This window comes from Candidatus Krumholzibacteriia bacterium (assembly GCA_035649275.1).
Lineage (GTDB): Bacteria > Krumholzibacteriota > Krumholzibacteriia.
Genome location: DASRJW010000028.1, coordinates 21,664 through 29,558 on the forward strand (window position 1 = coordinate 21,664; position 7,895 = coordinate 29,558).

At 69.5% G+C, this 7,895-nt stretch carries 5 protein-coding genes; 3 read left to right on the forward strand and 2 right to left on the reverse strand.

Going from position 1 to position 7,895, the window contains the following annotated elements:
• Nucleotides 1–140: 140 nt before the first annotated feature.
• Nucleotides 141–1,010 (forward strand): response regulator, encoded by an 870-nt coding sequence (locus VFE28_02700; GenBank protein ID HZM14889.1) that lies wholly within the window; start codon nt 141–143, stop codon nt 1,008–1,010.
• Here VFE28_02700 and VFE28_02705 read toward each other — a convergent pair.
• Nucleotides 995–4,033: a response regulator gene (locus VFE28_02705; GenBank protein HZM14890.1), complete on the reverse strand. Its 3,039-nt coding sequence runs from the start codon at nt 4,031–4,033 to the stop codon at nt 995–997. The genes VFE28_02700 and VFE28_02705 overlap by 16 nt on opposite strands.
• A gap of 112 nt (nt 4,034–4,145) precedes the next feature.
• Nucleotides 4,146–5,465 (reverse strand): 6-bladed beta-propeller, encoded by a 1,320-nt coding sequence (locus VFE28_02710; GenBank protein ID HZM14891.1) that lies wholly within the window; start codon nt 5,463–5,465, stop codon nt 4,146–4,148.
• Between the two features lie 528 nt (nt 5,466–5,993).
• Between VFE28_02710 and VFE28_02715 the strand changes: the two genes are divergently transcribed.
• Together VFE28_02715 and pyk are read left to right on the forward strand one after the other, a co-directional pair.
• Nucleotides 5,994–6,701: an endonuclease/exonuclease/phosphatase family protein gene (locus VFE28_02715; protein HZM14892.1), complete on the forward strand. Its 708-nt coding sequence runs from the start codon at nt 5,994–5,996 to the stop codon at nt 6,699–6,701.
• Nucleotides 6,702–6,758: 57 nt separating this feature from the next.
• A partial coding sequence (pyk, locus tag VFE28_02720) for a pyruvate kinase (protein HZM14893.1) occupies nt 6,759–7,895 on the forward strand: 1,137 nt, incomplete at its 3' end.

A 7,895-nucleotide genomic window follows, 5' to 3' on the forward strand; every position in this document is an offset into this window, starting at 1 on the left:
GAGCATACTCCACGGCACGGCGGCGCACAGGGGGACGGGAGGCGCTTGCCCTCGGCACCACCGGTGTGGGAGCCTGGCCGCATCGGCAGGCGTCGTGCGCGGCAGTCGCCGCACCTGAGCCCGGAGCGCGGAGTCGCGGGATGCAGCGGATCCTCGTCGTCGACGACGATCGTGTCACGCTCCACTTGGTGCGCGGCCTCCTGGTGGCCGAGGGCTTCGAGGTGGAGACGGCCCACCAAGCCGACAGCGCCTTCCGCCTGCTGGCGCGGCAGAAGTTCGACCTGCTCATCGTCGACGTGTGGATGCCCGGCATGAGCGGTTTCGATTTCCTCGCCCGCCTGCGCCAGCACGGCCCGACCCCCCGGGCGCTCATCCTCACCGCCGACGACGCGCCGGAAACCGTGCTCCGCGCCGTCGGCGAGCAAGCGCACCGCTATCTGTCCAAGCCGGTGAACCCGAAAGCCCTCGTCGAGGCGGTGAACGCGGCGCTCGAAGCGCGCGCCGACGTCCACCCCATCGAAGTGATCTCCGCCCGCCCCGATTGGGTGGAGCTCCTGGTGCCGTGCGACTTCGACGCGGCGGACCGCATCCGCAACTTCATGACCCACCTCGACGCCGAGCTGCCCGAGGACGTGCGCGATTCCGTGGGCACGGCGCTGCAGGAGCTGCTGCGCAACGCCATCGAATGGGGCGGTCGCTGCGACCCGCAGGTCAAGGTGCGCATCGCCTGCATCCGTACACCGCGCATGATCCTCTACCGCATCTCCGACCCCGGCCAAGGCTTTCGCTTCGAGGAGCTGCGGCATGCGGCGGTGACGAATCCCACCGATCAACCCCTGCAACACATCGAGGAGAGGGAGAAGATGGGGCTGCGCGCCGGTGGTTACGGTCTCATGCTGACCCGCGCCCTCGTGGACGAGCTCCTCTTCAACGAGAAGCAGAACGAAGTCCTGTTCGTGAAATACCTGGAAGGCGGCGCCGCCACCCGGCCGCCTCAGGAGCGCGGCTGAGGGCGCCGTGAGCGCGGCGGGCGCGACGTCGTGCCGGCGTTGCGCGAGCGCGTGGCGGTGGTGCGCCGAGAGCGCCGAGCCGGCGTGCGTGGCCGTGGAGCGGTGTGGGACGGCCGCCGGCGCGGACCCGTGCGCCGCGACGGCTGCCGCGGCGCGTTCCGGCTGCCCATGCGCTCCAGAGCCGGGAGCAGGCGGCCCAGCTCGGCTTCCAGGGTGGCGAGCCCGGAGGCGGCTTCACGCCAGGCCTTGCGGCGCGCCATCTCCTCCAGCGCGTGCACTGCTTCCGTCGCTTCCGCGACCGCGAAGTGCGCCACCGAGCCCTTGAGGGTGTGCGCCGCGGCGGCGAGACCGGCGGCATCCCGGGCGGCCACAGCGCGGCGGATCGCCTCCAAGCGCCGCGGACAGTCGTCGAGGAAGAGCTCCACCACCTCGCGCATGAGCTTCGCGTTGCCTCCCATGTTCTCCAGGATCCTCGCCTCATCGAGCCGCGACGCTCCGGCCTCCGGCGCCGGCGCCGTACCGAAGAACCCCGAAGCTGTCACCGCGGCGCTGATCGCACGGTCGAGAGCCTCGGGTCGCACGGGCTTGATGAGATAGCCGTCCATCCCCGCCGCCAGACAGCGGTCGAGCTCCTGCTCCTGGGCGTAGGCGGTGAGCGCCAGGATCGGCAAGCGACGGCCGCTGGAGCCGGCCTCGCGGCGGCGGATGGCGAGAGTGGCCTGGATGCCATCCATCTCCGGCATGCGCACGTCCATCAGGACCACGTCGATGTTGTCGCGCTCGAGCGCCGCGAGCGCTTCGCGGCCGTGACGCGCGAGGCGCACCACGTGCCCCATCTTGACGAGCAGGCGCTGCACCAGACGCCGGTTGACCGGGTTGTCTTCGACGACGAGAACGCGATAGGCGCTGCGGCGCACGGCGCCGCGCCGGCGGCGCGCCGGCCGCTCTTCCTGCCCCCAGGTGCGGCCTTCGAGAACGGTGCGGATCGAGGCCATGAGCTGCATCGGTTCGACCGGCTTGGCCAGGAAACCGGAAGCCCCGACGCGGTAGGCGCCCGCCGCCTCGCGGATGCTGCCCATGGAGGGCAGCAGGAGCAGGATGGCCGGCGCCGCGCCGGGGATACGGCGGAGGCTGCGCACCAGAGAGGTGCCGTTCGTTCCGGGCAGGTGCGAATCCACCAGCACGAGACGGAAAGGAGCGCCGTCGCGGGCGGCGCGCTCGGCGCGCTCGCGGGCCTCTTCGGCGCCGGCGGCGCTTTCCACTTGCAGTCCCCATTCCGCCAGAGTGCGCGAGAGCACGCCGCGCGCCGTGGCGTTGTCGTCCACCACGAGGGCCTTGAGTCCGTGCAGGCCGTTCGGTTCGCCGGCGGCGGTCGCGGGCGGCGGCACCGCCGGCAAGTGCGCGGTGAAGTGGAAGGTGCTGCCGCGCCCCGGTTCGCTCTCCACCTCGATGCGCCCGCCCATGAGCTCGACGAAACGGGCAGCGATGGCGAGGCCGAGACCGGTGCCGCCGTAGTCGCGGGCGGTCGCGACATCGGCCTGCTCGAAGGCTTCGAAGATGCGCTGCTGCTTCTCTGCTGGGATGCCGATGCCGGTGTCGGTGACGCGCATGTGCAGGCGCGGCTCGCCGCCGGGCCCTTGCTCCCAGACGACGTGCACGACGACCTCGCCGTGGTCGGTGAACTTGACCGCGTTGCCCACCAGGTTGACCACCACCTGGCGCAGACGTCCGGGATCGCCGATGAGCCGATGGGGGACGCTGGAAGAGACGTCGCAGATGAGCTCGATGCCCTTCTGCGCCGCCCGCACGCCGAGTGCTTTCATGGCGCCGCCGAGGGTGTCGCAGAGATCGAACTCGACGCGCTCTAGCTCGAAGCGGCGCGTCTCGATCTTGGAGAGATCGAGCAGGTCGCTGAGCAGGCCGAGCAGCGCATCCGCCGAATCCTTGACCACCGAGAGGTACTCGCGCTGCTCTGGCGTGAGCTTGGTGTCGAGCGCGAGCTCGGTCATGCCGATGATGGCGTTCAAGGGGGTGCGGATCTCGTGGCTGATGTTGGCGACGAACTCACTCTTGGCGTGACTGGCGCTCTCGGCGAGCTCCTTCGCCAGGGCCAGCTCGGCGGCCGCCTGCTTGATTTCGGTCACGTCCCGGGCGAGGGCGTAGACCACGCGGCGCTCCAGGGAGGGTTTGGCGCTCCAGGCGAACCAGCGATAGTCGCCGCTCTTGGTGCGGTAGCGGTTCTCGAAATGGATGAGGTCCGAGCCGGTGTTGAGCGCCTGCGCCTCGGTGCTCGTGGCGGCGCGGTCGTCGGGATGCACGAAGTCGAGATAGGGTTTCGCCAGCAGCTCGGCGCGGCTCCAGCCCAGGGCTTGTTCCCAGGCCGGGTTCAGGCGCTTGAAGAAGCCGTCGAAGCCGGCAATGCTGAGCAGGTCGATGGAGAGATCGAAGAGCTCCTGCATTTCCTCCTCGGCACGCCTCGCGGTGACGAAGAAAGCGATCTGCCGGTTGACGTCGTTGAGCACCTGCATCAGCGCCGGGTCGGGGATTCCGGGCTCGACGCCGCAGAACTCGAGGACGCCGAAGAAGCGCTGGCCGAAGAAGATGGGGAGGCCGAAGGCCGTCCGCAGGCCGCTCTGCACTGCCGCATCCGCCCGCGTCCCGGCGCCTTCGCGGCCCCAGTCGGCCAGCGAGCCGGGCTCGCCGCTGGCCCAGATGCGTCCCGGTAGGCCCTCGCCGCTGGCAAGAGGGGTCTCGCGCGTGATGGCCTCGAAGGCATCGAGGTCCAGCCGGCGGCGCTGCCAGGTCTCGATGCAGCGCAGCGCACCGGCCTTGCGGTCCAGACGCCAGACGGCGCCGAAGTCGTAGGGAGTGCTCTCGCTGATGGCTTGCAGCAGCCGCGGCGTCGCGTCCGCGACCGTGGGCGACTGAGCAAGGACGCGCAGGATGGCGTGCTGCGCCTCGAGCCGAATCCGCGCCTCGTCGCGCCCGCCCGGCGGTGGAGAGGCAGTCTTGCCTGCACTCATGGCCACGTCCTGCGGGAATCTGCCGCCCGCTCAGTGCGGCGCCAACGGGTCGGTCGGGATGCGAGGCCCGGATTGTAGCATCCCTCCGACCGACCCTGTTCCCCGCGGCGGCTCAGCGGGTCGAGGCGGCCACCCCCTTGGCCGGTCCCCATTGCAACCGGTAACAGAGGACGGACATGGGCACGGCGGCGGAGTCGTCTTCGGTTTGGCCTCCCTCTTTCCCGGCCATGGCGCGCATCGCCGCCGCGAACTCCTTGACCACGAAGAATCGATCTCCGGCGAGCACGAACCGGTCCTCTTCGAAGTCCCCGTCACCCTTGAGGGTGACGCGCTGCAGGTAGCGTCCCTGGGGGTCGAAGACGTCGAAATGGCCGAGGGTCCCGGGCGGCAGGTCACGGCAGCCGCGGCTCGAAAGCACCCAGAGGTTTCCATCGTCGGCGACGGCGAACCAGCGGATGTCGCGCTCCCGGTCGCTGATGTCGAATTCAGGCTCCACCCGCCCCGCGCCCGTGCGGATCTGGATCTGCGAGCTCATTTCCTTCTTGCGCTTCTCGATCTCCGCCGCCGTGCGCATCACGGGCTGATACTCCAGCTCGATGATCCGCTGCAGCTTGCCGTCCTGCGACCAGACGTTCAGCTTCCAGGTGCGGTCGAGAGAGGCGTAGACGTCACCCTGTGGTCCGACGGTCCAGGGCACGCCGAACTCGTCTTCCTTGAGGACCAGGCGGGCCATGTTCGAAGTGCTCGCCATCTGGTGGAAGCGCGCCACCTCGTTGCCTTGCCGGTCCAGCCGCACCAGCGCGCTGGTGCGCTCGATGGAGCCCTCTTTGTGGCTGAAGTTGTTACCCTGCACCACGAGGGAGCCGCCGCGATAGGAGGCACTCATCAGCATGCGGAAGCCGCCGTCCTCCGGGTTCTTCAGGGGGAACGGCGTGCCCGGTGTGCCGTCGGGCTTGAACATGACGACACGGCTCGGCTGCGTCTGCACGACTCCGAGGTTGCCCTCGGGATCGAAGAACAAGCGGGTCGGACGGCGGAACTCGCCCGGGCCCTCTCCTTCGCGCCCGATGGTGCGCAGGTATTTCCCCTCCTTGGAGAAGACCTTCACTTCCGAGAGCTGCGCGTCGACGAGGTAGACGTCGCCCTTGGGGTGCAGGGCGATATCGGTGATCAGGCCGAAGAACTCGCCTTCGCCCTCGCTCTCGCCCCCGATGCGCCACTGCTTGTCCAAGGTGAGCACGAGCGGCTTCTCCATGGGTGTGGCGGGGTTCTTCACCTGGGTGACGCCGCCCTCGACCACTTCCTTTCCGCTCCAAGGTGTGGCGGCACCGGGGGCGACCGCAGCAAAGAACAGGAGGATTCCGAGAAGACTGCTCGCACCGCTGCGCTCCAAGGGGCGAACACGGGCTCGAATCGCGACAGAGGGCATCATGACTCCTGTGTTGGTTCGGGTGGCACGGCGCGAGGTGACTCCAAAGCGCCTGGTGCAGGTGACTCCACGCGGGGTGGCTCCCACGCGCCGGTGCAAATGGCTCCGCGCGGGCGGGCCCAGCCGTCCTGGTCGTAACGGGGGCCCAGGGGGGCGGGGCCCGGGCTGGCCCATGGGCGAACGTACGCACCAGTCCGGCAGAGGTTCCAGCGCCGGCGTTTCGCTCCGTGTAGAGTGAGGCGCGGAGGTGGCATGCACCCCCTGCTTTCCAGAGCCGCGCGGACCCAGCGGCGGCGACCACCCTTCGAGTGCGAGCGCCGCCACCCAGGACTAGAAGTCCGCAGGCCATGGCGAAGAGTCTTGCTTGGCTGGATCCTCCTCGTGCTCGCGTGCGCCTGTGCCGCCACGAACTATCCCGAGGCGTCGGGCCCGCTCTACACCGGGCGTCACGGGGAATCACGGAGCCTGAGAAGTGGTGCGGACTCTCCTGGTAGCGCACCGGCTCCTCTGGAGCCGACAAGCGCACAGGACGTGGCGCCGCCTGCGGCAGCTCCGCTCCGCGTCGTCACCTTCAACATCGCTTTCGCACTGCAGATCGACAGCGCTCTCGCGGTGCTGCGGCAGGCGGCACCGCTCCGCCGGCCCGATCTCCTGGCACTGCAGGAGATGGACGCCCCCAGCGTGGAACGCATCGCCGCCACCTTGGGAATGAACTACATCTACTATCCGAGCGGGCTGCATCCGCGCTACGGCCGCGACTTCGGCTGCGCCGTTCTCTCTCCCTGGCCCCTCGAGGAGCCGCGCAAGATCGTCATGCCCCAGCGCGCCCGGTTCACCGGACTCACACGCGTGATCACCGTGGCCACGTTGCGGCGGGGCGCCCAGCGCTTCCGCGTCTACGCCGTGCACCTCCCCTCGCCCATGGGAATCTCCAAAAGCGCCCGGCACGAGCAGCTAGAGGCCCTCCTCGCCGACGCTCTGGCGTCCCCTGATCCGGTGATCTTGGCGGGAGATTTCAACTCCGAGGCTGCGGGGGAGACGTTCGCGCGCAGCGGCTTCGTTTGGCCGACGCGCGACCTCGTCCCCACCACGCGTTTCCTCGGCGTGGGCTTCCGCTACGATCACGTGCTCGCCCGTGGACTCCGGCTGGCCGCGGGCGATTCCACCGTGGGGGTCGTGGAGGAGAATCGCGCTGCCAGCGATCATTGCCCGGTCTGGGCGCTGCTCGTCCGCGAGTGACTGGAGACCGGGATCGGCAGCCGCGGGTGCAAGGATCGGCTAGAAGGAGTCGGCACCATGAACTTACCGGCGCACAAAACGAAGATCGTGGCGACACTGGGGCCCGCGTCGTCCACGCCCGCGGTGCTCGAGGCCATGCTCCGTGCCGGGATGAACGTGGCGCGGCTCAACTTCTCCCACGGCGATTTCCCCACCCACGCCCAGACCATCGCCACCCTGCGCGCCGCCTCGAGCGCCACTGGTCTCGAGGTCACCTGCATGGCGGATCTCTCCGGACCGAAGCTGCGGATCGGGCGGCTGGCTACCGATCCGGTAGAGCTGGAGGCCGGAGCGTCGTTCACCCTGACGACGGAGAAGATCGTCGGCGACGCCACCCGGGCCTCGGTGGCTTTCGACCGCTTGCCTGCCGTCGTCAGCCCCGGAAACCGTCTCTTCCTGAATGACGGCCTCGTGCAGCTCGAGGTCGTCGCGGTGCAGGGGCCCGAAGTGCGCTGCCGCGTCCTCGTGGGCGGCGAGCTGCGTTCACAGAAAGGCCTCAACCTCCCGGGCCTGGAGCTCGGCATTCCCGCCTTCACCCCGCGCGATCGCGACTGCCTCCGTTTCGCCCTCGAACAGGGCGTGGAAGCCGTGAGCCAGTCCTTCGTCGAGTCGGCGGCGGACATCGAGGCCGTGCGGGCGGCCGCCGCCGCTCTGGGCCATGCTCCCTTCATCATCGCCAAGATCGAACGCCAGCGGGCGCTGCAGCACTTCGACGAGATCCTCGCGGCCGCCGACGGCATCATGATCGCCCGCGGCGATCTGGGCGTGGAGGTGCCGATCGAGCGGATCGCCATCATCCAGAAGGAGCTGCTGCGCAAGGCCGTGCGCCAGGGCAAGCCGGTGATCACCGCCACACAGATGCTCGAGTCGATGACACACAGCCGCCAGCCGAGCCGCGCCGAGGCCACGGACGTGGCGAACGCCATCCTGGACGGGACGGACTGCGTCATGCTCTCCGGCGAGTCCGCCATGGGTCAGTTCCCGGTGGACGCCGTAGCGACGCTCGGGCGCATCGCCGCCGCCACCGAGCCCCATCGCTCGCGGGAAAGCTTGTGGCGGCGGATCGAGGCCACGCGGGGAAGGCTGGACCTCGGCATCTCGGACTTGTTGGCCCTCGGGATCGAAGCGGTCATCGAGAGCTGCCAGGCCGCGGTG